The organism is Luteolibacter rhizosphaerae (assembly GCF_025950095.1).
Classification (GTDB): Bacteria; Verrucomicrobiota; Verrucomicrobiia; order Verrucomicrobiales; family Akkermansiaceae; genus Haloferula; species Haloferula rhizosphaerae.
Map to the genome: position 1 here is coordinate 325286 of NZ_JAPDDR010000008.1, position 23915 is coordinate 349200.

General features: G+C 63.1%; 17 protein-coding genes and 2 tRNA genes. 7 read left to right on the forward strand and 12 right to left on the reverse strand.

Translation table 11 applies throughout. The features are described from left to right. The first annotated feature begins 61 nt into the window (after positions 1-61). Both OJ996_RS16880 and OJ996_RS16885 read left to right on the forward strand, forming a co-directional pair. Positions 62-1930 (forward strand): GNAT family N-acetyltransferase, encoded by a 1869-nt coding sequence (locus OJ996_RS16880; protein WP_264514805.1) that lies wholly within the window; start codon positions 62-64, stop codon positions 1928-1930. After that, positions 1927-2871, forward strand: a complete 945-nt coding sequence (locus tag OJ996_RS16885; RefSeq protein ID WP_264514806.1) for a histone deacetylase family protein — start codon at positions 1927-1929, stop codon at positions 2869-2871. Before OJ996_RS16880 ends, OJ996_RS16885 begins: the two co-directional genes overlap by 4 nt. 151 nt (positions 2872-3022) lie before the next feature. Here the strand turns inward: OJ996_RS16885 and cls are convergent, their stop codons facing one another. From cls to OJ996_RS16905, 4 genes are all read right to left on the reverse strand, one after another. After that, complete coding sequence (gene cls / locus OJ996_RS16890) at positions 3023-4456, reverse strand: cardiolipin synthase (protein ID WP_264514807.1); 1434 nt, start codon at positions 4454-4456, stop codon at positions 3023-3025. 54 nt (positions 4457-4510) lie between these two features. Beyond that, the gene (locus tag OJ996_RS16895) at positions 4511-5026 is read right to left on the reverse strand and encodes a 3'-5' exonuclease (RefSeq protein WP_264514808.1); all 516 of its coding nucleotides are present in this window, start codon (positions 5024-5026) and stop codon (positions 4511-4513) included. 38 nt (positions 5027-5064) lie between these two features. Further along, a complete protein-coding gene (locus OJ996_RS16900; RefSeq protein ID WP_264514809.1) occupies positions 5065-6708 on the reverse strand; it encodes an Aq_1262 family (lipo)protein in 1644 nt (547 codons plus the stop codon). A gap of 95 nt (positions 6709-6803) precedes the next feature. Continuing rightward, complete coding sequence (locus OJ996_RS16905) at positions 6804-8309, reverse strand: alkaline phosphatase PhoX (protein ID WP_264514810.1); 1506 nt, start codon at positions 8307-8309, stop codon at positions 6804-6806. Between the two features lie 233 nt (positions 8310-8542). Between OJ996_RS16905 and OJ996_RS16910 the strand changes: the two genes are divergently transcribed. From OJ996_RS16910 to OJ996_RS16930, 5 genes are read left to right on the forward strand one after another with little or no spacing between them, the layout of a single operon-like run. Beyond that, positions 8543-9724, forward strand: coding sequence for a cysteine desulfurase family protein (locus OJ996_RS16910; RefSeq protein WP_264514811.1), 1182 nt, complete (start codon positions 8543-8545; stop codon positions 9722-9724). Positions 9725-9736: 12 nt separating this feature from the next. Continuing rightward, a complete protein-coding gene (locus OJ996_RS16915; protein ID WP_264514812.1) occupies positions 9737-11773 on the forward strand; it encodes a thioredoxin domain-containing protein in 2037 nt (678 codons plus the stop codon). 57 nt (positions 11774-11830) lie between these two features. Continuing rightward, positions 11831-12121, forward strand: a complete 291-nt coding sequence (locus OJ996_RS16920) for a hypothetical protein (RefSeq protein ID WP_264514813.1) — start codon at positions 11831-11833, stop codon at positions 12119-12121. 48 nt (positions 12122-12169) lie between these two features. Beyond that, positions 12170-14986 (forward strand): PD-(D/E)XK nuclease family protein, encoded by a 2817-nt coding sequence (locus tag OJ996_RS16925; protein WP_264514814.1) that lies wholly within the window; start codon positions 12170-12172, stop codon positions 14984-14986. Beyond that, complete coding sequence (locus OJ996_RS16930) at positions 14983-18123, forward strand: UvrD-helicase domain-containing protein (protein WP_264514815.1); 3141 nt, start codon at positions 14983-14985, stop codon at positions 18121-18123. Before OJ996_RS16925 ends, OJ996_RS16930 begins: the two co-directional genes overlap by 4 nt. Before the next feature lie 85 nt (positions 18124-18208). On the opposite strand, the gene hpf is transcribed toward OJ996_RS16930, so the two are convergent. The 8 genes from hpf to OJ996_RS16970 form a co-directional block, all read right to left on the reverse strand. Continuing rightward, entirely contained in the window at positions 18209-18796 is a 588-nt protein-coding gene (gene hpf, locus OJ996_RS16935; RefSeq protein ID WP_264514816.1) for a ribosome hibernation-promoting factor, HPF/YfiA family, read from the reverse strand. Between the two features lie 185 nt (positions 18797-18981). Beyond that, positions 18982-19629, reverse strand: a complete 648-nt coding sequence (locus tag OJ996_RS16940) for an HAD family hydrolase (protein ID WP_264514817.1) — start codon at positions 19627-19629, stop codon at positions 18982-18984. An 80-nt stretch (positions 19630-19709) separates the two neighbouring features. Next, positions 19710-20726 carry an RNA 3'-terminal phosphate cyclase gene (rtcA, locus tag OJ996_RS16945; RefSeq protein ID WP_264514818.1) on the reverse strand — a complete coding sequence of 339 codons (1017 nt, stop codon included), beginning with the start codon at positions 20724-20726 and terminating at the stop codon, positions 19710-19712. 51 nt (positions 20727-20777) lie between these two features. Further along, positions 20778-22262 carry an RtcB family protein gene (locus OJ996_RS16950; RefSeq protein WP_264514819.1) on the reverse strand — a complete coding sequence of 495 codons (1485 nt, stop codon included), beginning with the start codon at positions 22260-22262 and terminating at the stop codon, positions 20778-20780. A gap of 5 nt (positions 22263-22267) precedes the next feature. Beyond that, positions 22268-22567 (reverse strand): hypothetical protein, encoded by a 300-nt coding sequence (locus tag OJ996_RS16955; protein ID WP_264514820.1) that lies wholly within the window; start codon positions 22565-22567, stop codon positions 22268-22270. Positions 22568-22577: 10 nt separating this feature from the next. Next, on the reverse strand, positions 22578-23426 hold the full coding sequence (locus OJ996_RS16960) for a DUF6714 family protein (RefSeq protein WP_264514821.1): 849 nt from the start codon (positions 23424-23426) through the stop codon (positions 22578-22580). A gap of 7 nt (positions 23427-23433) precedes the next feature. Further along, positions 23434-23580, reverse strand: a tRNA-OTHER gene (locus tag OJ996_RS16965). 4 nt (positions 23581-23584) lie between these two features. Next, a tRNA-OTHER gene (locus OJ996_RS16970) sits at positions 23585-23716 on the reverse strand. Between the last annotated feature and the right edge of the window lie 199 nt (positions 23717-23915).

Consider the following 23915-nt stretch of genomic DNA (forward strand, 5'->3'; position numbering starts at 1 on the left):
GATACTCGGGGTGAATGGAACGCGGGCTGGTTTCGAGGGATGCTTGTGTTAGGCTGGCGGGGTGATTCCGCTGGATGAACGTGAATGGCCGCGACTGGTGAGACCGGGGAGCCGGGTCTTTATCGGGGGCGGTGCCTCGGTGCCGCAGGCCCTCGTTGGATCGATGCTGATGCATGCGGAGGGGCTGAAGGATATCGAGATCGTGCACATCCACGGGCTTGGGGATGTGCCGTGGATCGATCCGCGTTATGAGGGGATACTGAGAACGAATTCGTTTTTCCTGACGCCTGCGGTGAGGAAGGCGGTGGAGCGAGGCCAGGCGGATTATACCCCGTGCGCGATGTCCGAGGTGGCGGGTCTATTCTCAAGCGGGCGGATGCCTCTGGATCTGGCCTTGATCCAAGTTTCGCCGCCGGATGCGGAGGGCAACTGTTCGCTGGGGGTGAGCGTGGACATCGTACGCTCGGCGGTGAAGGCGGCTCGAATGGTGATCGCGCAGGTGAACCCGCTGATGCCGAGGACCTGCGGGGATACGGTGCTGCCAGCGCGGAAGATTGCCTACTATCTGACGCACAGGGTGGCGCTGCCGGAATGCGTGAAGCCGGACTTCGACGACCGGCACGAGCGGATCGGGCGCTATGCGGCACAGTTGATCGACGACGGAGCGACGATCCAGGTGGGACTGGGCAACACGCCGGAGGCGGTGGTGCGGGCGCTGCGGAAGCACCGGAATCTGGGGATTCACACGGGGATGTTCAACGATGCGCTGATGGAGTTGGTCCGCTGCGGGGCGGTGGACAACTCGCGGAAGAACTACAAGCCGGGCAAGATCATCGCCAGCCATGTGATGGGGAGCCGGAAGCTCTACCGCTTCGCGAACGGGAACGTGGATCTGGAGTTGCACCCGAGCGATTGGGTGAACGACCCCTACCGGATCGCGAAGAACGACCGGATGGTGGCGATCAACGGTGCGCGGGAGATCGATCTGACCGGGCAGGTGGTGCGGGATTCGCGCGGTCATCGATTCTACGGAGGGCTGGGTGCGCTGCAGGATTTCGTTCGCGGGGCCGGGCGCAGCAAAGGTGGCAAGCCGATCGTGGCGCTGACGGCGACCTCCGATGACGGGACGGAATCGCGAATCGTGGCCGGGCTGAAGCCGGGTAGCGGGGTGAGCACGAGCCGCGGGGACGTGCACCACGTGGTGACGGAGTACGGGATCGCTAGTATTTACGGCCTGAGCATCCGCGAGCGGGTGGCGAAGCTGGTGGAGATCGCGCATCCGGACCACCGCGAGAAGCTGCTGGAGGGGGCACGGATGCGGGGATGGCTGCCGCAGTTCTTCACGATGCCGGGCGGGACACGGAGCGGGGTGGAGTCGGTGCAGGTGGATTTCCCGATCGGGAGGTTCCGGCTGAGGCCGCTTTACCCAAGCGACATGCATGCGCTGCAGGATTTCTTCTACTCGCATGACGAGGAGACGGTGCGGCTGCGCTATGGCTACCAGAGGGACCGGATGAGCGGGGAGTCCGCCTACAAGCTTTCGGCGATCGATCAGGCAAAGGACCGGGCACTGGGTCTCTTCGTAGAACACTCGGGCCGTGAGGAGCTGCGGGCGATCGCGCGGTTCTATCTGGATGAAGGCGGGGAAAGCGCGGAGGTGGCCTTCGTGGTGCACGAGTCGGCGCGGCGGGCAGGGATTGCGGGTTACCTGCTAGGCGAGTTGGCGAGGACGGCTTCCAAGCGGGGAATCAAGCGGTTCTGGGCGAGCGTGCTGCCGGGGAACCACGGGATGGCGGCACTGCTGGAGCAGGCGGGCGGGGTGAAGACAGGGGTGGATGAGGAGATCCAGTATGAGATTGCGATCCCGCGTATCTTGCGCTGGCGCAAGGGCTACCTGCTGCGCAAGAAGATCCAGGAGATGGCACGATGAAATCCAAGAGAATCGGTATTCACTATGACTCCTGCTATGAGGCGCATGATACCGGGCCGGGACATCCGGAATCCGCGGAGCGCTATCGGGTGCTGAGAGCGGCGCTGGAAGCGCTGCCCGAGGATTACCCGCGCCTGCAGGGGAGGAAGGCGACGGTGGGCGAGGTGCTGCTGGCGCACGAGGCCTACTACCACGATGTGGTGTACCGGGATGTGGAGTCCTGCGCGGACGTGCTGCGGACAGGCGATACGAACCTGTGCACCGAGAGCTACGATGTGGCGCTGGAGGCGACGGGGGCGGTGCTGAATGCGGTCGATGCGGTGATGAGCGGCGAGTTGTTGCGTGCCTTTTGTGCGGTGCGGCCGCCGGGACATCACGCGACCTCACAGCGCGGGATGGGATTCTGCATCTTCAACCATGTGGCGATCGCGGCGAGGTATTTGCAGAAGCACCACGGCGTGAAGCGGGTGGCGATCGTCGACTGGGACGTGCACCACGGGAACGGGACCGAGGAGATCTTCTATGGCGATCCGAGCGTGTTCTATCTCTCGCTGCACGAGGCGGGGATTTATCCGTATACCGGAGCGGCGGAGGATCGCGGGATGGATGCGGGGATTGGAGCCACCTTGAACTTGCCGCTGAGGCATGGTTCCGGGGGAGAGGGGGCGCTGAGGGCGTGGGACGAGGTGGCGGAGGCGGCTTTGGATGCCTTCGCGCCGGAGTTTGTGCTGGTGTCGGCGGGATTCGATGCGCGGGTGAGGGATCCGCTGGGAGGACTGGATTGGGAGGATGAAACCTTTGTCGGTCTAACAGAACGAGTGTGCCGGCTGGCGGAGAGGCATGCGGGGGGAAGGGTGGTTTCCTCGCTGGAGGGGGGATATTATCCGCCGGGTCTGGCCTCGGCGGCGGTGGCGCATGTGAGAGCGATGAGGGGAGGATAAGAGGGCCTTGTGATGGGGGGGCACGGGAGCGTCCGCAACGCCTTCGGCGTAGACGATGTGCGGTGGGACGAACCCCCGGGTAGGCCTGCGGCCAACCCGGGGCTTTGTTCCGTAGTCCCGTTGGGACATTGAAGCGTGACGGGGCGGGAGGCTACTGGACGGGTGCCATGAGGCGGGCGGCGCGGCAGGCGAGACGGAACCAGAAGGGGCGCTTGGTGAAGTCGGTAACTTTCACCGGGGTGGAGTGCTCGAAGTCGATTTCGAGCATGTGCGCGACTTCGTCGACGAAGGCGGGGTCGGGGGAGAGGCCGGAGATCTCGAAGTTCAGGCGGAAGGAGCGGTTGTCGAGATTGGCAGTGCCGACGCAAGCCAAGGTGTCATCGACGAGCATGACCTTCTGGTGGAGGAAGCCGCGCTTGTAGCGGTAGATCTTCACGCCGAAGGGAATGGTCTGCTCGAAGTAGGTGAAGGCGGAGAGCCAGACGAGGAGGTGGTCGGGCTTCTCCGGGATGAGGATGCGGACATCCGCGCCGCGGATGGATGCGGTGAGAAGCGAGGTGAGCACGCCACCGTCCGGCACGAAGTAGGGTGAGGCAATCCAGAGGCGTTCGCGGGCGGAGTTCGCGGCTTCCGCAACGACGAGTTGCCACGACTCCGCGGGATCGGCGGGACCGGTGGGGATGATCGCGGCGATCTGGTCAGCGGTTTGAGCGTGACCCGACCAGTTGAGGTCTTCCGGGTGGCTGTCCGCGGCCCAGTTCCAATCCTCCAGGAACACGAGTTGGATGGCCTGGACAGCGGGGCCTTTCAGTTTGAGGTGGGTATCGCGCCACTTGCCGAAGCGCTGGTCGCGACCGAGGTATTCATCGCCCACGTTGATGCCGCCGATGAAGGCTTCCTTGCCATCGACGACGACGATCTTGCGGTGATTGCGGAAGTTCAGCTGGAAGCGCGACCACCAGTGGCGGTTAGCGCCGAAGGAATGATGGACGATGCCTGCCTGCTCCATCTCACGAAGGTAGGAGCGTGAGAGCTTGTGAGAGCCGAACTCATCGTAGAGGAAGTAGATCTTCACTCCTGACTTGGCGCGCTCGATGAGGGCGTCCTTGAAGCGGGTGCCGAGGCGGTCGTTCTTGACGATGTAGAAGTTGACCAGCAGGTAGCGCTCGGCGGACTGGATCGACTTGAAGATGGCATCGAAGGTTTCCTCGCCGTCGATCAGGAGGGTGAGTTCATTGCCGCGGGTGTAGGGCAGGCCGCCGAGATACTCCGCGGCACGACCGAAGGCGTCCTGCTGCTTCATCTCGTAGTGACCCAAGCGCCGGTGCATGTCCTCGGCGAGCTTGCGGAGCTCGGCATCCTCGCCGCGGCGGGCGCGGACATAGCCGGAGAACTTGCTGCGGCCGGCGATCCAATAGAGAGGAACCGCCACGTAAGGCATGGCGATGAGGGAGACCATCCACGCGATGGTGCCCTGCGCCGTCCGGACCGTCATGAGGGCATGGACGACGTGGATCACCCCGAGGACATGGGCGATCACGATCCCGGCGCCGATCAGAAAGGGGGTGGATTCGGGTTCGGGCATCGACCGATCCTAACCGATGCCGGGGAGGTGGCAACGGATAGTGTGGTGCCCGGATCAAAGCCGGATGCCGAGTCCCATTTCCTTCATGGCCAAGAGGGCTTCGGCATTGCCCTTGGCGTCATCGACCGGGTGATGGGTGTGCTTGGTCTTCCTGAGATGCTTGAAATTCTTGAAGGTGTCGCGCACCAAGCCCTTGTAGAGCGATCCGAGATTGGTGGAAGAGAAGCCGAACGGGTTCTTCCCGGTGAAGTGGTGGAAGTACCAGTTGATGAACTGCCAGTCGAATCCGTTGTTGTCCGAGATGAATACGAGGCGCTCCTTCGAAATGCCTGCGAGCCAAGTGGCGAAGTCCTGCATGACTTCAGCGGGGTCGCGGAACGCGAGGGTCTCCTCACGGCTGAAGCCGCTAACCGCCAGTGCGCCGGGGACCCATTGTTCCGAGATGGGAAGGAGCTGCCCGTAGAAGGTGCGGGATAGCCCCTGCTCCACGACCACGGCGCCGAAGCAGATCATCGAGTAATCTCCGGGGATCGGCCCGTCCGACTCGATATCGACCATGATGTAGCTCATGATAGGAGAGTGGACGGGCCGGCAGGACGGTCAAGCTGCTAGCGATCCGTGGAGGGCGCGGGCCAGTCGAGCAGGATATTCCATTTGAAGATGCGTTCGGCAGGGAGGGTGGGTGAGTTCTCGTTGTCGATCTTGTCGTAGACGTTTTTCGGCGGGACGAGCACGGGATCCTTGCCGTAGATGAAGTCCTGATCCTCCACGATGGTCTTGTAGGCCTTGTTCAGCGCGAGGGCGCGTTCGCGGGACGGCGTGATGAGGTCGTAGACATCCTTGGCCGTGGCCAGCTTTTCGTGGTCGAGGGTGCCATTGTCACGGTACCATCTGGAGGTCATCTCATCGTTGTTGCGGAACTCGCTGCCGCCGCCGGCGCGGGCGAGGTAGGTGGCGATCTCACCGACGGTCTCGCCTTTGTTCGGGGCGTCCGGCATGCCCTTGAGATCAAGGTAGCCCCAGCCGGCGGGACCATCCATCTTGCGGGGGAAGCTGAAGGTTTTATCGATGGTGGAGCCGACGGAATTGTGGCAGCCCATGCACGAGAAGTTTTCCTCGTAAGTCATGGCGCGGAGGCGGCCCCGGTGGTCTTCGATGAAGCCATGGAGTGCCCAGCCATTGCCATTGTCGAGGCCGTAGTGGCCGAGGTCATAGTAAGCGGGCAGGTTGCCGGCCTCCTTCTCCATGGCTTCGAGGGCATACTTGCGGGCATACATGGGCTTCGAGTAGGCCTTGGCTTTCTTCGAGTAGCGGACCTCCTTCATGCGGGCGGATGAACCGATGAGGCCGTCCTCGGCGATGCCAACGTAGCGCACGGTGTGGAGGAACTCGGTGCCCTCCGGATAGAGGGACCGCTCGATGGGGAGATCGCGCGCCGCGCCGACCCATGCGGTGGTCTTCGCGATGCTGCGGACGACGCCTTGTTTGCCGTCGCCATCGAGGTCTTCGCCGATGACGGTTTCATCGACGGGTAGGGAGGCGATGCGGTCGAGGCCTTTGATGTTGGCTTCGAGGATGGCGAGGTTCGCCTTGTAGATTTCGGCGGATGGCTTGCCCTCCTTGTTGCAGCGGTAGCTTTGCGGGAGACGGATCATCACGTCGTCGGTGGATCCGTTGGTAGGCCAGAAGGTGCTGGGGAAAGGCTTGTAGCTGAAGGCGACCCATTGGCTGCCGTCCTTGGCGAAACCCTGCTCATCGAAGGCCTCGCGTCCGAGGTGGAGATTCTTGAGATCGGGGATCCAGCCCTTGAAGTTGGCCTCGCGGAGCCGGGAGGGGAGCTCGGAATAGTTGTCGCCCTTGATCCATGCGGTGATGTCCGCGTCGCTGATTTGCTTGATGCGGGAACTGCGGTCCTCGAAGAGGTTTTTCCAGTGGTTGGTCATGCCGACGTCGCTGAAGCTGTAGGCTTCCTGGAGGTCGGCGTCATTCATGACATTCTCGCGCCCGTCGATGGTGTCCTGATGGCAGACGTAGCAGGGATTGTTGAGCGTCTCGGTGCGGGTGTAGCACTGCGGGGGGACGACGGCCTCCGCGTTCGAGAGAGTGAAGACAGGAGCGGCGTGAGGGATGGGGGGAAGTACGGCATCGCTCGTACGAAGGGACTCGAGGATCTGTTGGTGGAGCGGAGATTCCTCGGCCGGGGAGGAGGAGAGGAGGGCTCCGGCGGCAAGAATACGGAGGGACGCTTTCATGGGACGATGAGGCGCAGTTAGGTAGACTCGACAAAGGGCGGACCCGTGCGGGTCCGCCCTCCGACATGAGCCTAGTGTCGGGGCCTGGAAGCGGATTACTGGTTGGTGTTGCGACCGCCCTTCCCGAGGTTCTTCACGAATCCTTGGTTCGGGATGTTTTCGAGGTTGAACATCCAGACGGAGTCGCCGAGGCCGTTTGGCACGGCGACGAGGTCGGTGCTTTGCGGGTGCTGCACGCAGACGGCGTATTCCAGCGGATTGCCGGGATTGAAGATCATGCCGGTCGCTTCCGAGCCGTTCACGCGGATGCTCATGAAGTGATCGAGGGATTCGGCCACGCCGTCGCTGTTCTTGTCGCGAACGAACCAGATGTCGCCGCCGGTGGAGGAGCCGTTCGGTGCGTCCTCGACGACGTAGACGTTGCCGAGGGAATCGAGCGCGATGTTGTCGGGCGAGTTCAGCACGCCGGTGGTGGGGGAGAATCCGAGGTTCTTGGGCGAGGAGGCATTGACCATGGTGCGGACGATTGCCTTGCCGGTGGAGACGACGGGCCTATTGCGCGGGCGGTCGTCGACGATCTCGATGGAGATCACGGCGTTCTCCGAGGTGATAGCAACGTAAAGCATTTCATTGCCGTTGCTGGCGCGGCTGACGGACATATCCTCCGGGCGGCCGAAGGGAGTACCGCCGGCGTCGTCGGCGGCCTTGCGTCCACCCAAGGTGGTGTCCGCGAAGGGGTCGGAGATGCCAGGGAGGGGCACGCCGTTCTTGTCGGTGAGCGGGATCCAAGTGGCGGTGCCGGTGCGGAGGGCGCCTGCAGGTTGCTGGTTCCAGTCGGTGGCGGGATTGCCACCGGCGGAGATGAAGCCATCGACGGAGAGGACGAAGCTCTGGCCGACGGTGTAGTCGCCGGGGGTCTTCATCACGAACTTGTAGATCGAGCCGGAGTTGAACTCGTCGATGAAGTAGATAGTGTCCTTGAACTTCTCGCTGAAATTGATGCCTTCGTGAGCGACGTTCGGGATGCTCTCGAGGACGCGGTGCTGAATTTCACCGACGGGGGCGAGGGGATTGAGGATCTCCACCACGCGGCCGTAACCGGCCCATTCCTCGGCGAGGAAGAGAGTGTCGTTCGGGGTCCAGCGGCTGGGGTCGAAGGCGCCGAAGTCGTTCGACCAATTGCCGGTGGCGCCCTGTTGGTCGCCGGCGAGGATGGTTTCGGCCTTGTTGTCGTAGAGGCTCACGCGGCTGCAGCCGGCGCCGATCGGGGTTTCGTGCGGGATGAAGAGGTAACTGCCGGTGGGATCGAAGGACAGCATGTCGAACATCGAGGCGCTGGTGCCTTGGCCCGGGACGCGAATGAGGGATTGGCCGGGGCTGAGCACCTGGTCTTCGACCTCGCGCAGGCTGACGATGTTCTTCTGGTAGATGCCTTCGGGAGTGACCCAGGGTGAGCCGAGTTCGGCGACATCGTGGACGGGAACGACCGGGGCGGACTGGGTCAATGGAGTGAACCAGACATCGGTGCCGGCGAAGGCGGCGTGCGAGGCGGCGAGGAGGGCCGTGAACGCGAGCTGGTTGCGCATGGTATGGTGTTTCATATCGGTCAAACGCTGCAATGTTTGGATTGTGGGAGGTATCGGAGAGCGGACACTCTCCCATAGCCGCCGTGATAGGCGCAGATGGCTTTGCAGGATGCATCGCTTTCGGTGTGGCGATGTTTTCACGTGGCAATTGCGTTGCAGGTGATGGCGGGTGAAGGGCTTGTGAGTGACGCGGGTGTTGCACATGGGGCGGGCTTGCAAGGAGGGGAGGCGGGGTCTAGGCTCGGCGCGTGATCTACCTTGATGCGAATGCCACGACCCCGCTGCTGCCGGAGGTGTTGGATGCGATGCTGCCGTGGCTGCGGGAGGGCTTTCACAATCCGAATGCCAGCTATCGCGGCGCGAAAGAGGCGCGGCGGGCGATCGAGGAGGCGCGTGCTCAGGTGGCCGGGCTGATCGGAGCAGATCCGGACGAGATCGTTTTCACGGGTGGAGGGACCGAGAGCACCAATGCGGCGCTGAAGTGGTTGGCGCGTCTGGTGGGGCGGAAATCCGGACGGGTGGTGACGAGTGCAGTCGAGCACAGCGCGGTGCTGAAGCCGGTAGAGACCTTTGCGGATGTCGGCTATGCAGTGGAGAAGGCGGGAGTGGATGCTGGCGGGCGCTTGAAGATCGATGAATTTGAAGCGGCCTGCGGGCGGGCGAAAGAGGGTGGCGGATTCGCCTCGCTGATGTGGGCGAACAACGAGACCGGCGTGATCCAGCCGGTGGACGAGGCTTGCGCGATCGCGAAGGAAAACGGGTTAGCCTTCCACACGGATGCGATCCAAGCGGTGGGGAAGATCCCGGTAAACGTGCGGGAGCTGCCCGTGGATTTCCTGTCGCTCTCGGCGCACAAGTTTCACGGGCCGAAGGGAGTGGGGGCGCTTTACATCCGCAGCGGGTGTCGCTTCGAGCCCTTGCTGCGCGGCGGTGGTCAGGAGAAGGACCGGCGGAGCGGGACGGAAAATACGGCGGGCATCGTAGGTCTGGGCAAGGCTGCGGAGCTGGCCGTGGCGCGGATCGCGGCGAAGGAAACGCCGCGGGCGTTGCGCGATGCTTTCGAGGCAAAAGTCGTGGATAGCCTCTCCGGCGTGAGCGTGAACGGCGACCTAATCCACCGCTTGCCGCATACCAGCCATCTTTCGTTCGCCGGATGCGAGGCCGCGGGTCTGTTGATCCTGCTGGATGAGATGGGTGTGGCCTGCTCTGCCGGTTCGGCGTGCATGACCGGGAAGCAACAGCCTTCGCATGTGCAGAAGGCGATGGGCTTCACCGATGCGAAGGCGAAGAGCAGCCTGCGCTTCGGTTTCTCGTGCATGAATACGATGGAGGAAGCGCTGGAGGCCGCCGGCGCCGTGACCAAGGCGGTGGAGAAGCTGCGCAAGGTGCAGGGCGGTGGCACGGGGCCGGTGGTGGTCTACTCTCCCTGAGCTTTCCTGATCATGAGCAACGCACTCGCGAACGAAACTTCACCGTATCTACTCCAGCACGCGCACAATCCGGTGGATTGGGTGCCGTGGAGTGAAGATGCCTTCACGCGTGCCAAGGAGGAGGACAAGCTGGTGTTCCTCTCGATCGGCTACTCGACCTGCCATTGGTGCCATGTGATGGAGCGGGAGAGCTTCGAGAACGAGGCGATCGCGGGGGTGATGAATTCAAACTTCGTGTGCGTGAAGGTGGACCGGGAGGAGCGTCCGGACATCGATGCCACCTACATGGCCTTCGTGCAGGCGACGACGGGTCAGGGCGGGTGGCCGATGAGCGTGTGGCTGACACCGGAAGGGAAGCCGGTAGTGGGCGGGACCTATTTCCCGCCGGAGGATCGCTACGGGCGGGCAGGCTTTCCCAAGCTCTGCGCGGAGATCGGGAGGCTGTGGAAAGACGACCGCAAGCGGATGGAGGAGAGCGCGGCGAAGGTGATGGAGCACCTGCGCGGTGAAGCGCAGGGCGATGCCGTGGTGACGGGGCTGCCGGGGGAGAAGGTGTTCGGTGATTTCCTGGATCGCTGCGAGGCGATGTTCGATCCCTCGCTTGGCGGCTTTGGCGGCGCGCCGAAGTTCCCGCGCCCGGTGGTGCCGAGGCTTTTGCTGCAGCTCGCCGATCGTTTCGGCGGCGAGGAAGCAGAGGCGGCGCTGCAGATGACGCAGCGGACCCTGCGGGCGATGGCGGCGGGCGGGATGAACGACCAGCTCGGCGGCGGCTTCCACCGTTACTCGGTGGATCGCTACTGGCACGTGCCGCACTATGAGAAGATGCTCTACGATCAGGCGCAGCTCGCGCTCTTGTATCTGGAGGCTTGGCAAGCGGGCGGGGATGATCGCGACCGCGAGGTGGCAGAGGAGATATTCACCTACGTGATCCGCGATTTGCTTGATGCAGGCGGGGCTTTCCACGCGGCGGAGGATGCAGACAGCCTGCCGGCGCCCGATGCCACGGAGAAGCGCGAGGGCGCCTACTGGACCTGGGAGTCGGCAGACATCTACAAGCTGCTGGATGCCCGGACCGCGGCGATCTTCTGTGCGGCCTATGGAGTGGAGGAGGGTGGCAATGCCCGGCCCGAGAGTGATCCTCACGAGGAGCTGGTGGGGCAGAACACGCTCTTCCGCGCGAAGTCGATGGACTCGCTGGCGGAGCAGTTCGATCTAACAGAGGCCGAGATCCAGTTGATCCTCGCGGATGCGAGGACAGTGCTGCTGGGAGCGCGGAAGCTACGGCCGATGCCGCATCGCGATGACAAGATCATCACCGCGTGGAACGGCCTGATGATCGCGGCGCTGGCCCGTGGTGGCCGGGTGTTGGCCCGGCAAGATTTGCTGGCGGCGGCGAGTGCGGCAGCCGGGTTTGTCCGGGAGAAGCTGTGGGATGGAACAAGCCTGTGGCGGAGCTATCGCGGCAAGCGCGGGGATGCCCCTGCCTTTGCGGCGGATCATGCCTTTCTGATTTCGGGGCTGATCGAGCTTCATGGCGCGGAGGGTGGGCCCGGCTGGCTGGAGTGGGCGGAAGAGCTTCAGGCAGCGCTCGATCGGGACCACTGGGATGAGTCGCGGGCCGGTTATGTGATCCGGGCCGAGCTTGGGGGGGAGACCTTGCTTACCATCCGCGAGGACTATGACGGTGCCGAACCGGCGGCGAATCACGTGGCCGCGGAGAACCTGCTGAAGCTGGCGGTGCTCCTAGATGAGCTTGCCTACGCGAAGCGTGCGGAGGCGATCCTGCGAGCAGGAGCGCGAGCTGCAGAGGCGCAACCTTTTGCCGTGCCGGTGCTGCTGGGGGCCTTCGACCTGCATTTGCGGGAAGCGGTGAAAATCGAGGTTCGGGGCGAGCCGGGGAGCGAGCTTACCGAAGCGATGAGAAGGAAGTGGATCCCGCTCGGGGTGTGGACCCGTTCGCAGGGTCCGGGGGATGTTATCATCTGCCGGGAACAAACCTGTCTTGCGCCGATTGAAACAGTTGAGGGCTGGAATCGAGCATTTGCGTGATTTTCCCCATTGAAAATTTCTCGAATAAGAGTGGATTGCCTACGTCGAAACGATCGTATGAAAAAAGCACTCCTCGTCGCCGCCGCTCTCGGTCTCCAAGCCGTCGCCGCCCAAGCCGCGAACATCGCGATCAAGAATGACACGGGTCGCCCGCAGAAGATCGCCGTCGTCCAAGGCGGGAAGATCAAAGGTTATGTCGAACGCCTGAAGCCGAAGAAGACGATCTTGGTGAAGGTGGACGATGCCGGTCCGAAGCCGATGATCGTCCTCAACGACGACGGCTATGTCTTCGTCCCGGCCAAGAACAATGCCTTCAAGTTCTCGTGGCTGCGTGACCTTGCCTGGTAAGGTTTTTCTTCCTTCCGCTGACCGCGGGCATGGCGTGAAATCCACGCCATGCCGGAACGCGTTTTCTTGGGGTGGGACAAGCCCTTGCTTGGACTGCTGACCGGCTGGCTTCTGGCGCGGGGCGATGAGCTTTCGCGACTGGTGGTGGTGGTGCCGACGGCGCAGGCCGGGCGTCTTCTGAGGCAGTCCTTGGCAGAGGTGGCAGGAGCGTTGCTGGCTCCGCGGGTAGTGACGCCCGAGCATTTCTTCCGCGCTGTGGACAGCTCCACGGTAGCGTCGCGGGTGGAGGCGAGGTTTGCCTGGATCGACGTGCTGCGCGGCATGCCGGAGGGCTCGGCACCGTCCTTGTTTCCGGTCGAGCCGGTGGACCGCTCCTTCGCGTGGGCGGCGGGAGTGGCCCAGGAGATCGAGAAGGTGCGCAATGTGCTCGCGGAGGGCGGGAAGAGCTTTGTCGATGCGCGGGCATTCAGTCCGGAGAAGGATCGCTGGGGCGATTTGATCGAGGTGGAGCGCCGGGCTCTCGGACGGTTTGAGAAGTGGCGGCTGATCGATCCGCTGGCTGCGAAGTTGCAGGCGGCGGAGTCCTTTGCGCTACCGGGCGACTGCTCGGGGATCGTGGTGGCAGGGGTGCCGGATCCGGTGCCGCTGGCCGTATCGGTTTGGAAGCGGCTCGATGGAACAAAGGTGCCGGTGCAAGTGTTGATCCATGCTCCGGAGGAAAATTCGGCATTGTTCGATGAATGGGGCAGGCCGGGCGAGAAGTGGGCCGAGAGGTCCACGCCCCTGCCGCGGGAGCGAGTCCATCTGGTCAGCGGTCCGCCGGAATTGGCGACAAAGGCGGTGAGTTGTTTCGATGGGCTCGCGAGCGATCAAGCGACCCTGGGTCTGTGCGATCCGGTCTTCGGACCGGCCTTGGAGACGGGTTTCACCGAAGCAGGGTGGCGCGCGTGGAATCCGGAGGGCAAGACGGCGGGCAGCGCGATGCTGTTGATGCTGCGCGGCTTCGCGGGATTGGCAGCGCGCGGCGAGCGCTGGGAGCCGGCGGCATCGATCCTGAGGAATCCGCTGATCGGGGAAATCTCCGGGAAGAAGTCACTGCATGCGGCACTGCTGGCGCTCGACGACATCGAGAAAAACTTTCTGCCGGGCAGTCTTTCGAGGGTGATCGATCAGTGCGAGCGACTGAAGGCGGAGCAGAATCCCGAGAAGCCCGACGAAGGGGCGCTCAAGCTCTCCGCCATGCTGGCGTGGTGTGAAGGTTGGCGCGACCGTTTCGTTCCGGGAATCTCCGCGGAGGCTCTGGGTGCGTGGGTGGGGGAGATGCGGAAGGGCCGGGTGAATGATGGAGCGGAAGGTCAGCTCCTGGATGCGCTGGCGGATGCAGTGCCTTATTTGAGGCGCCTGGAAGAGAGGGGTTTGTTGGACGGACCCGGTGAAGCCTTGGAACTCGCGCTGGCTTCGCTTGATGCTCTGCGCTCCGCGAGCGGTCGCGAGGATGCGGTGATCGATCTGCTCGGTTGGCTGGAGCTGGCCTATGCTCCAGGGCGGCGGATGGTGCTGGCAGGCATGCACGAGGGCAGCGTGCCGGACGGAAGCTTCGATGATTCCTTCCTGCCGGAGAACGTGCGGAAGGATCTGGAACTGCGCGATGCAGACACGAGGCACGCGCGGGATGCCTACTTGTTCCACTCGCACGCGGCATCGCGGGAGCTGGAGGTGATCGTGGCGAAGGTGGATACACTCGGGGAGCCGCGGCGGCCTTCGCGGCTCCTGCTGGTGTCCGAGGGTGTGGAGCTGGCGCAGCGGGTCATGGACTTGGCCGCAGCTCCTGCGTCCGCGGCGGCGCGCTTGGTCGCGTGGGAGCGCGGCGGATGGAAACTCGAACTATCCGATACGCTGAAGCCCTATTTGGATGGAGAACGGAAGCTGAGTCCGTCCGCGATCCGCGACTATCTCTATTGCCCTTTCCGCTTCTACCTGAAGCGGGTGCTGAAGTGGAAACCCTACGACGCCGGGAAGCTGGAGATGGACGAACTCGACTTCGGCAACTTGTGTCACGATGCGCTGGAGCAGATGGGCCGTCACCCCGTGATGGTGGCGACACAGGATGTGAAGCAACTGCGCGATTTCCTCTGGGCGACGATGGACGCACGGCTCGCGCGATATGGCCCTGCACTCTCGCTGCCGCTGCTGGTGCAGCGGGAAGCGGCGCGGACGCGGATCGAACGCTTTGCCGAGCTGGAGGTGGAGCAGCGGGTGGATGGCTGGCGGACCCAGAAGGTGGAGTGGAACATCGGGAAGGATGTGCCGTGGGACATCGAGGGACAGCCGATTTCGATGCAGGTGGACCGCATCGACTTTCATCCGGATCTGGGCTGGCGAGTGCTCGACTACAAGACCTCGGCCAAGGCGGACGTGCCGCGTAGCGCGCATCTGAGGCGGGCCTCCGAGAAGCGGCGGGAATTCGGGCCAACGATGATCGGCTCCCGCGGTGCGGAGGATGCGTGGAAGAACGTGCAGGTGCCGCTCTATGCCGCCTTCGTGAAGCAATGGCAGGGTTTGGAAAAACCACCGGCGATCGGGTATGTGAATCTGCCCGCGACCTTGAATGACGTGGCCTTCGAGATGTGGGAGGACTTCACCAGCGACAAGATGGACAACGCGATGGAGTGGTCGCGCGAGATCATCCGTGCGATGCGGGACGGGCTGCACTGGCCGCCGGTGGAACTGAGCGGTGCGGAGGCGGGTTACGATGAATTCGCACCGCTGGCACCGGATGGTTTGGAAGAGGCGGTGCAGGGGAGCTTGATCGAGACGATGAAGGGGATCGCGGTGGCATGGGATGCGGGAAGGAGGCTGGCATGAGCATGCAGAGCCTGATGATCCGCGCCTCGGCGGGATCGGGAAAAACCTTCCAGCTCTCGAACCGCTTCCTCGCCCTGCTCGCTGCAGGTGCGGATCCTTCGGAGCTCATCGCATTGACCTTCACCCGCAAGGCGGCAGGAGAGTTTGCGGACCGGATCCTGTCGCGATTGGCGAAGGGATCCTTGAGCGATGAAGAAGCGCTCAAGCTGACGCGCGAGCTCTCTGATACACTGGCAGGAAATACGGAGAACGGAATGCCGGCGCTTTTCCCGGCGGGCGACAAGATCGAGCCGGATCTGACGAGCTTTCGTGAGCTGCTGGAAAAGCTGGTGGCCTCGCTGCACCGGGTTTCGCTCGGCACTCTGGACAGCTTCTTCGTGCGGATCGTGAAGCGCTTCCCTTACGAGCTGGGATTGGCGGAGTTCCGTTTGCTGGAGGAGGAGGCGCTGCAGGCTGAGAAATCGCAGGTGCTGGCGCGGATCTTCCGCGAGGTGCCGGAACGCCAGCGCGAGGCCTTCCTGGGTGCCTTCCGCCTGGCGACGCATGGGAAGGAGCACAACCGGCTGTGCCGACTGCTCGATGACTTCCTGGACAAGCATCACCAGCGCTATCTCTCTGCTCCGCTCAGGGGGCAGTGGGGGAATCTCGATCTGATCTGGCCGGATGGCTGCCCATGGGAACACGTGGAAGACTTCCATCAGGCGGCGCAGGAGGTGATGGAGTTCCTCCCCTCCGTGGGAGTGGACAAGAAGCCGCATGCGACCTGGCTGAAAGGCTGGCAAAAGGCAGCGGATTGGTTCCGGCTCTACGCGCCGGGTGACGGTCGCAAAACGGAGCCGGCGATCGATCGCACGCTAGGCCTGCTGGCAGACCTGTCCCGCGGCCATGCGGTGGATGTCTTCTCGGGAATGGAACACCGGATCTCGGGACGACTGGCAGATGCGATGACGCGCTTGATCGGCGGTTATCTGCGGGGAGAGATCGAGGCGCGGGCGACGCGGACGACCGGGCTGTGGTCGCTGCTGTGGGCCTACGAGAGTATCTATGAGGCGGAGGTGAGGCGACGCGGCGGGCTGGGCTTCGCGGATGTGACGCGGCTGCTATCCGCAGGCGGACTGACAGACGACGGCCGGGCGCGGATCGAATCGCGGCTCGATGCGCGCTACCGGCACTGGCTGCTCGACGAGTTCCAGGACACAAGCCGCGGGCAGTGGGAGGTGCTGGAGGGTCTGTTGGACGAGGCGATCCTGGACCCGGAGGGGGAGCGCTCGCTTTTCGTGGTGGGCGATACCAAGCAGGGCATCTACGGCTGGCGTGGCGGAGAGCCGCGGCTCTTCGACGACCTGCTGCAGCGCCCGGGCTGGCCGGTGCGGATGAAGGAATGGGGAATGGAGACTTCCTGGCGCTCCTCCGTGGAGGTGCTGGGACTGGCAAACCTCGTATGTGATCCCGCGGTGATGCGCGGTCGCTTCCCGGAAGCGGCAGTGAGGCGCTGGAACTACGTGAACCATCGTAGCGCGCAGAGGGTCACCCCGCTGGCGGGATACGCGGTGGTGGTGGATACCGACGAGGACTCCGGAGAAGAAGAGGAGATCGGCGGTGTGGAGGGCGCTCTGCGGGATGTGCTAGCCCACGTGAACCCGATTGCACGCGGCCTGAGCTGCGCGGTGCTTGTGCGCTCGAACGACAAGGCGCGGAAGCTGGTGGACTTCATCCGCAAGGAGTTCCCCGGGATGCCGGTGGAGATGGATGCGGAGGTGGAGCTAGCCTTGGATAACCCGGTGGGGGTGGCCCTGATGGACTTCTTCCGCTGGCTCGGGCATCCGGCCGATCGTTTGGCGCAGGGTCATGTGATGGCCTCGCCACTCGGGCCGGTGCTGGGAGAATGGGCCGAGGGCCCGAGGCTGATCTGGCATCACTGTCGCAAGCGGGTGCTGGAGCGCGGAATGGCAGGAGTGATGCAGGACCTGGCTGCTGGCCTGAAGAGCCGCGGGGTGCTGAACCCATTCCTCGAAGGACGTCTGGGAGGAATTCTGCGAGCGGCACTGGAATACGATGAAAGCGGACGCCGCGACTTCGACGAATGGGTGCGCGTGATGGAGTCCCTGAAGCAGCGTGAGTACTCGGCAGAAGGCGCGCTGCAGGTGATGACCGTGCACAAGGCGAAGGGGCTGGAATTCGACATGGTGGTCCTCCCCGATCTGGCAGGTGGCGTTTTCGATGACCCCTCCAAGGCCGGGATCCTCGAGTTCAAGGACGAGAGCGGGCGGATCGAGAGCTTGCTGCTGTCGCCTTCCAAGAAGCTGCTGGAGGCGGATCCTGCGCTGAGTGCCAGGTTTGAGGCGTGGTCCGCGGAGCAGTGCTACGAGCGCTTCTGCAATCTGTACGTGGCCCTGACGCGGGCGAAGCATGCGACCTACGTGCTGCTGCCGAAGGCACCGGCGAACCCGAGCTCCGGACGCCGGCACGATCTGTGGATCCGCTCCGCGGTATCGGGAGGCGGAACGGTGGAATGGAACGGGCGGGTGCAACTGGTGCTGCACGAATCCGGCGATGCTGCCTGGTTTGCGGATGCGAGTGATAGGGGGGATACGGGAGCGAAAGAGGAGGAAGGAATCCATTTGGGCGCCGCCATCGCGAGGAGGGAGAAGGTGATTCCATCGGCGGCGAAGAAGGGCGGGTTCGCCTTCGCACCGGCAGGTGTCGCCTTTGGCAACGAGGTGCATGCGGCCTTCGAGCGGATCCGCTGGATCGATGGGGACGCCATCGACCTGCCGGGCAATACGGCCGGGCAAATGGTGCGGGAACTACTGGAAGTACCGGAGATCCGCAGTGTCTTCCTCCGCGAAGGGCGTGAGGTGGAGCTGAGACGCGAGCAGCCGGTGGATACGATTCTGGATGGCAAATGGTTGAGCGGCACGATCGACCGGCTTCATATCCTCCGGGATTCCGCGGGTGCGGTGGAAGCCGTCGAGATCGTGGATTTCAAGACCGACGCGGTGAGCAATGGCGAGGAACTGATCGCACGCTATGCCGAGCAGATGGCGGCCTATCGCGAGGCCGTGTCGCGAGCTTTCGGGGTGCCGGTGAAGTGCCGCCTGCTGTCGACGCGACTGAAGAAGTGCTTCGATTGTTAGATCCAACCGGCCGATTGGGGGGATTCTAACGAAAAGCCCGCCGCGAGCGAGTCGCGACGGGCGGATCGAGGATCGGAAATCGCGGTCAATCCTTGATATCAATGGCTCCGTACTCGCCGTCCTTGCGGCGATACAGGATGGTCAGGCAACCGCGGCGCGCGCTCTTGTAGAGCACGAAGGGTCGGTCGTTGAGTTCAAGCTCCATGACTGCATCTTCCTTATACATCGTGCGGAGGCGGTAGTTCTCCGGATGAACGATGAAGGGCTCGGGATCGTGCTCGGCTTCCTCCGGGTGATCGATGATCTCCTCGCGGAAATAGCGCTCGTCGAGATGACGGATCGAGTCGTTGCGATGCGGCCGCTTCTTCTTGAGCAGGCGCGTCTTGTGCTTCCGCATGCGGCGTGCGATCTTGTCGACCGTTTCGTCGATCGCGGCATACATATCCTGTCCTTCCGTGTGCGCTTCGATGGTGATGTGGTTGGCGCAAAAGAGAATGATTTCGGCGATGTGCCGGTTTTTCTGAACGTCGAGAATAACCTTCGCTTCGATAATGCGCGGGTAGTCGAGATGGAGACCCTCGATCTTCTTCTGGGCGTAGTCGCGCAGCGAGTCGGTCACGGATTCATGGCGAACGGTCACCGTGATGGGCAGGTTCACATTTGCGGTTTGCATGTCTATTCTCCTGTTTGATTTGGGGTGAATGGACGGCGGTTTTATCCGCCCTATCCACCTTACAGGATGGACTGGATTCCGGCAAAAGGCCACCCAGTTCTTGAGAAAAAAGTGGCATCCCTTGACGCGCGGCGATTACAGCGCGATCGGGTATTTCCAATGTATTGACGAGGCCCTTCTCGCTTTCAGCGAGTTGTGAGATATGTGGCCAGATCGCGCACCTTTGGGAAGATCCTGCGGGCACCGGCGGACTGCAAAGCTTCCGTGTCATGATAGCCCCAGGAGGTGATGAGCGGCTGCATTCCGGCGGCTTCGGCGGTAGCCAAATCGACCGTGGAGTCGCCAATGAAAGCGCAGTCTTCCGGAGCCGATCCCCATTGGCTGGCGATCCAGAGGGCGGCATCCGGGAATGGCTTGCGGCGGAGTTCGGGGCCTTGGCCTAGGACCGGGTCGAAAAGGATGCCGGGGAAGATCTTGGCGACGATCTCCACGGTGAAGGGATGGGGCTTGTTGGAGAGGATGGCGATGCGTTGGCCGGAAAGGCTCGCGAGCAGTTCGGGGATGCCCGGGTAGGGGGCGGTGCCCTCGGGCCAAGTCAGGGCGTAGTCCTCCTTGAAGTCAGCTTCCACGGTGAGGATCGCGGGCTCGCCGGCATCGGCGGGGAGGGCCTTGCGAGCGAGCTCGTGGGAACCATTGCCGATGAAACGCCGGATGTCCGCCTGGACATGGGAGGAGAACCCGGAGCGCTCGAGGGCCCGGTTCAGGGAGGCGGCGATTCCGGGGAGGGAATCGACGAGAGTTCCATCGAGATCGAAGATAAGTCCGCCGTGCATGGCGCGCGGATGGATGCCCAAGGCGGGACAATCATCAATCACCAATCGTCCCGGGACATCCGGATGTGGATTCCGGTGGGTCAGGTTTCCTCGCAGGTGATGATGTGCACGCCACGGTCCTCCTTCCGGACGGAAAATTTCACCGGGAGGAACTTTTCGATCACGGAGATATTCGTGGGGACGTGGGTATCCGGTGCCATGGTGGCGATGGTGCCGCTACCGGCGAGGGCGAGAGGCAGCAGGAGCTGATCGGCGAGATGACGGCCGACAGGAGCACGGCAGCCGATGTAGTCGTTCATGGCCTTGGTCGCGCGATGGGCGACTTTCTCAGCGGAAACGCCGTGTTCGCCGAAGCCGCTGGTCATTTCACGGATGCCGCCGAAGTCCGCCTCGACCAAGCAGACTATGCCTGCACCGGGTCCTTGCTCGCAGCTTTCCACCACGGCGTCCTTGCAGGGGAATGCCTCGAGAGCGGCGTCGAGCATGCGGCCGGCGACGGGGAGCGGGATATGACGGGTGAGGACACGGATGCGCGAAGCTTCGAGCTCGGTGCGCTGCACGAGTTCGAGTGGCTGAAGTTGCGGGGAGGGCTGGATGTTTGCGGTCAAGCAGCCGCCTCCGGCAGGAGCGAAGCCGACGCTCTCGCAGGCGACCGTGGCCTTGCCTCCCATGCGTGCCAGCACGGGGAGGAAGATCCTTTCGATGAACTCGAAGGGTGGGGCCATGGGGTTGTGGGTGCCGCCTTCGAGTTTGAGCGTGCTGGCGGCATCCGCTTGCCAGAGTGCGGGCAGCAGGGTCTGGAGCAGGAGCGTGGTGCTGCCTGCCGTGCCGATGGCGAAGTGGTACGATCCGCCTCGTACTTTGCCGGCGCGGAAGACGAGTTCGGTCGAGCCGATGTCGGCACCATCGGCGGTGCCGCCGGAGATTTCGCAGGCGGCCTTCACGCAGGTGAGGTGCTGGCGCATGAGTCCGGGCCGGGGGCGCTTGCCGCGGATGTTCGTCATGCGGAAGGGCTGGCCGGTGATCATGGCGAGCGAGAGGGCGGTGCGGAGCATCTGCCCGCCGCCGGAGCTGCCATCGAGCTGGATCGGTTTCATGAAAAGAGGGAAGGAGGAAGGGGGCGGCTAGGGCCCCCTTCCCATGAGTTGTTAGTCATCGGCTGCGGCCTCGTCCTTGATGACGAAGCGAGCCTGTAGGCTGGCCACCGTTTCGGCGAGTCCGGCGCTTTCCACGCTGCGGAGGACCTCCGGGAAGCTCTTGTAAGCGTCCGGCGCCTCGTCGATCGGGTACTTGCGGCAGTTGCTGAGGATGTCCTCGCGGTCGAAGTCCGCATCCACGGACTTCTGGTCGAGCGTGCGGGCTGCGTGCTTGCGGCCCATCCGACGGCCTGCGCCGTGGTTCACGGACCATGCGGTTCTCTCGGCACCGGCACGGGCTACCATCACGACGGAGCCGTCGCGCGGGTTTCCCGGCAGGAGGATCGGGTGGCCGGTCTTCTCGAAGGGAGTTCCCGCGAGCGAGTGGTGGCCACCCGGGATCGCACGGGTCGCGCCCTTGCGGTGCACCCAGGACTTGCGGTTATCCACGATCTCTTCACGCGCGATGTTGTGCGAGATGAAGTAGACGAGGTTACCCTTGGTTCCCGGCAGCACTTCCTGGAAAGCCTCGAGCACGAGGGCATTGATCAGGAGGTGATTCACCGTGGCGAAGTTCGCGCCGAGCGACATGTCGTCGATGTAGGCGTTCGCCTCCGGGGTTCCGAGCGGCGCGTACACGAGTTGCTTGTCGGCGGCCGGGAAGGGCGTGGACCAGGCGCGGAACTTGTTCTCCAAGTCCCGGAACTGTCCCTGCGCAAGCAGGTTCCCTAAGCCTCGGGATCCACAGTGGCTGAGGAAGGACACGTGGCCATCCTTCAGGCCGAAGGACTTCGCGGTGTCGCGCGCCCACGGACGATCCGTCACGCGGGTGATCTCGCACTCGCCGAAGTGGTTGCCCCCGCCGTACGACCCGAGCTGGCCGATCTTGTCGGCGAAGTTCCGGATGCGACCCTCTGCCAGAATCTTCTCCAAGCGGGTACGAAGCGCATCGTAGGTCCCGTCGTGACCGGTGTGGGTGGAGTCCTCGCAGCGGTAGGCCCACTCCGGTGGGATTCCGAGTGTCTCGCAGACGCGGCGGGTCGCCCCCTCCGTGACCACGGGCACGCCGGTAATCTCGTTGATGTGGCGCGCCTTCTTCACCGAGCGCTGGCCCTTGCCTGCACCGGTTGGCGTGCGCTCCACGATTGCGTTGATCAGCGCGCGACGGGTCGCCTTGTCCTTGATCGCGTCCTCCGGGACGTCGAGCTGGAGCAAGCTCATCGAGCACTTGATATCCACGCCGACCGGTCCGGGATAGATGTGGGTCGGAGAGACCATCACGCAGCCAACCGGCGCGCCGTAACCAGCGTGGGCGTCGGGGTTCAGGATCACATCCGTCACCCCCGGGGCCATGCGCGAGTTCACCGCCTGCTGCAGGCAGGTTTCGTCGAAGTGATCGCGGATCGCATCGGTTCCGACCACGGTGATCGGCTTGCCGGCATCTCCGGGCAGGGGGAGGAAGCCGAGGGCTTCGTCGGTTTTATGGATGGTGTGCATCGGAATCAGAAGATGATACGGATAAGCTGGGTGAGCCCGAACAGGGCGAGGAGAGGGATTGAAAGAAAGACGACGATGATCGCGCCGGTTAGAATTTTCTCGCCGAGAGTGGATGGTTGCAATGGCAGAGGCGCCGCGGCTAGCTGCAACGCGAGGAAGAACCTTCCTTGATCCTCGATCCGGACTATTTCCTCATCGCCCTGCAGTAGTCGATCAATTCCCTCCCTGAGGATCTCGAAGCCGAGTCGGTCGCCAATCAGGCCGTCTTCTCCGTCGATCTCATCGGATTGTATCCAAGGGCTCATGAATAAAAATCTAGAGTGTAGCGCGATTGACGAAAGCCGGGGTAAACGTATCCAACCCGTGCTTCAGTCCCCTGCGGGAATAATTCTGGGTGCCATCTTCTCCGTATTTGGCGAAGAAGTGCAGGAAGGCGGCAGTCGCTCCGAGCTGCGGCGGAGACAGTAAACGTAACGACTTTTTGTGGTAAGAGTCATTGAGGCCTCCATCGAGAGCGAGCAAGACCCCTTCCGATTCCGCTTGGTAGACATCAGGAACCGAAGTTAGAAGCGCGTGTCTCATGAAGGCGGGAAGGTGAAATCGAAAGCCATTCCCGTCAAAGAACACCATCGAGTCGGAGAAGTCCGTCAGCTTTGCTTCGCTTAGATCCTGCCACCGGGTTTCCGGATCTTTCAGCTTGGCTTGGAGATACTCTTTCTCATCTCCGTATTCGTCGATTACCCACGTTTGATGGAGGGTCACGCCTCCGTCCAGGGCGACCTCGGAGAAAGCCTCTTCAATCATGTCCAGGACCTTGTTGCGAAAGGTATCGACGGACAACCAATCGGCGGAGCGAGCTTCTTCGCCGGAAGGCGAGCGAACCAGATCGATGTACTGGGATTCACAAGCGCCCATCTTCTCGAAGTTCGCTTGAGCCTGTGCAAGCGGGATCGGATTGGAGCCATTATGGGGCCATTCTCCGGGAGCATCTTCCCAGAAGCATACAGGGCAGATCTGCATCGTTCCACCCGCGACCCGCTCATAGGTGCGATAGCCACAGCAGGGGCATGGATGGCGAGTAGAGTTCATAAGGCGAGTAAGATTTAATTCCGGAAGATCGTGACAAGGGGTGCGAAGACAGAGTGCGTTTGCCAATTCCGCCACGGACCTTGCGGTCCGGCGGGACTCGAACCCGCAAGGGCTTTCGCCCGCTATCATTTCAAGATGGAGTCTTCGCTGCATTCACGACGGGATGAGAGAACGGCGACAAGGGGGTGGTGAAACAATTTCCTGCTCTATCCACTGAGCTACCGGACCGTCGATGGTGATCCGGGCCGGACTCGAACCGGCGACCAGTGTAATCCTTCCAGCATTCGCGGGGAATTGATGGGAAAGGGGAATCGCGACAAGGTTTGGGAAGATGCATGTTCCACCGCTCTACCAGGCTGAGCTACCTGCTTGCGCAGGGCCGGATTCGAACCGGCGACCAATGGGTTCCGTAATGTAATCTTCCAGGCATTCGCGAAGGAGGCCGCCGGCAAGGGGATGGCGAGACATTGGGGCCGGCGAGCTGCCACTGCTCCACGCCCGCTTGCGCGGTGGCGGGATTCGAACCCGCGGCCTCCGGTGTGCTTGTAGTCCCGCCGGCATCCG

What these genes read in the sequence shown, in the direction of transcription:
- OJ996_RS16885 (WP_264514806.1), top strand. Translation starts at nt 1,927, where the DNA reads ATGAAATCCAAGAGAATCGGTATTCACTATGACTCCTGCTATGAGGCG.
- cls (WP_264514807.1), bottom strand. Translation starts at nt 4,456, where the DNA reads ATGCCCGAACCCGAATCCACCCCCTTTCTGATCGGCGCCGGGATCGTG.
- OJ996_RS16895 (WP_264514808.1), bottom strand. Translation starts at nt 5,026, where the DNA reads ATGAGCTACATCATGGTCGATATCGAGTCGGACGGGCCGATCCCCGGA.
- OJ996_RS16900 (WP_264514809.1), bottom strand. Translation starts at nt 6,708, where the DNA reads ATGAAAGCGTCCCTCCGTATTCTTGCCGCCGGAGCCCTCCTCTCCTCC.
- OJ996_RS16905 (WP_264514810.1), bottom strand. Translation starts at nt 8,309, where the DNA reads ATGAAACACCATACCATGCGCAACCAGCTCGCGTTCACGGCCCTCCTC.
- OJ996_RS16915 (WP_264514812.1), top strand. Translation starts at nt 9,737, where the DNA reads ATGAGCAACGCACTCGCGAACGAAACTTCACCGTATCTACTCCAGCAC.
- OJ996_RS16920 (WP_264514813.1), top strand. Translation starts at nt 11,831, where the DNA reads ATGAAAAAAGCACTCCTCGTCGCCGCCGCTCTCGGTCTCCAAGCCGTC.
- OJ996_RS16925 (WP_264514814.1), top strand. Translation starts at nt 12,170, where the DNA reads ATGCCGGAACGCGTTTTCTTGGGGTGGGACAAGCCCTTGCTTGGACTG.
- OJ996_RS16930 (WP_264514815.1), top strand. Translation starts at nt 14,983, where the DNA reads ATGAGCATGCAGAGCCTGATGATCCGCGCCTCGGCGGGATCGGGAAAA.
- hpf (WP_264514816.1), bottom strand. Translation starts at nt 18,796, where the DNA reads ATGCAAACCGCAAATGTGAACCTGCCCATCACGGTGACCGTTCGCCAT.
- OJ996_RS16940 (WP_264514817.1), bottom strand. Translation starts at nt 19,629, where the DNA reads ATGCACGGCGGACTTATCTTCGATCTCGATGGAACTCTCGTCGATTCC.
- rtcA (WP_264514818.1), bottom strand. Translation starts at nt 20,726, where the DNA reads ATGAAACCGATCCAGCTCGATGGCAGCTCCGGCGGCGGGCAGATGCTC.
- OJ996_RS16950 (WP_264514819.1), bottom strand. Translation starts at nt 22,262, where the DNA reads ATGCACACCATCCATAAAACCGACGAAGCCCTCGGCTTCCTCCCCCTG.
- OJ996_RS16955 (WP_264514820.1), bottom strand. Translation starts at nt 22,567, where the DNA reads ATGAGCCCTTGGATACAATCCGATGAGATCGACGGAGAAGACGGCCTG.